Raw genomic sequence first — 1,009 nt, 5'->3', positions numbered from 1 at the left:
TGGCCGACATCTTCTCCCAGCGCGTCGTCGGCCAGGAGCAGCTGCGTACGGCCCTGGTCACCTCGCTGATGTCCAGCGGTCACATCCTGCTGGAGTCCGTGCCCGGGCTGGCCAAGACGACCGCCGCCCAGACGCTGGCCTCCGCCGTCTCCGGCTCCTTCCGCCGCATCCAGTGCACGCCCGACCTCATGCCCAACGACATCGTGGGCACCCAGATCCTCAACTCCTCCACCGGCGAGATGACCACTCAGCTGGGGCCGGTCCACGCCAATATCGTCCTGCTCGATGAGATCAACCGCTCCAGCGCCAAGACCCAGTCGGCCATGCTCGAGGCCATGCAGGAGCGCCAGACCTCTATCGGCGGCGTCGTCTACCCGCTGCCGCACCCCTTCATGGTCCTGGCTACCCAGAACCCCATCGAGGAGGAGGGGACCTACGTCCTTCCCGAGGCTCAGATGGACCGCTTCCTCATGAAGGAAGTGCTCACCTACCCGCGGCCCTCGGAGGAGGCTGACGTCCTGGACCGGATCTCGAACGGCACCTTCGACCAGCCCGTGACCGGACGCCCCATCTCCACCGACGACGTCGAGTGGCTCCAGCGGGCCGCAGAGCGGGTCTACGTCGACCCCGTCATCAAGCAGTACATCGTCGCCCTGATCAACACCTCTCGCGGCGGAGGGCCCCGGCCCGTGCCTGGCCTGGACCGGCAGGTGCGCGTGGGCGCCTCCCCGCGCGGCGGTATCGCGCTGATGAAGGTGGCCCAGGCCGTCGCCCTCCAGGAGGGGCGCACCTACGTCATCCCCGACGACGTCCGTCTTCTGCGCCACGGGGTGCTGCGCCACCGACTGGTACTCACCTATGACGCCCTGGCCGACGGCATCGCCCCCGAGGCGATCATCGACGCCATCTTCGCCGCCGTCCCCACGCCCTGATCCCGGTGGGGACCCGCTGAGCGATGAGTATGGAGGCACCTGACGCTCCCGCAGCGCCCGAGTCCGAGCCCGGAGGC

At 68.9% G+C, this 1,009-nt stretch carries 1 protein-coding gene; it reads left to right on the top strand.

What is annotated here, in order from left to right; translation table 11 throughout:
• On the top strand, positions 1-932 hold a 932-nt coding region (locus tag HMPREF0975_RS14300), incomplete at its 5' end, for an AAA family ATPase (protein WP_009234955.1).
• Positions 933-1,009 lie beyond the last annotated feature (77 nt).

This window comes from Actinomyces sp. oral taxon 849 str. F0330 (genome assembly GCF_000239715.1).
Lineage (GTDB): Bacteria > Actinomycetota > Actinomycetes > Actinomycetales > Actinomycetaceae > Actinomyces > Actinomyces johnsonii.
Note: the sequence above shows the minus strand (reverse complement) of the source record. Positions and strands in the feature narration are given on the sequence as shown.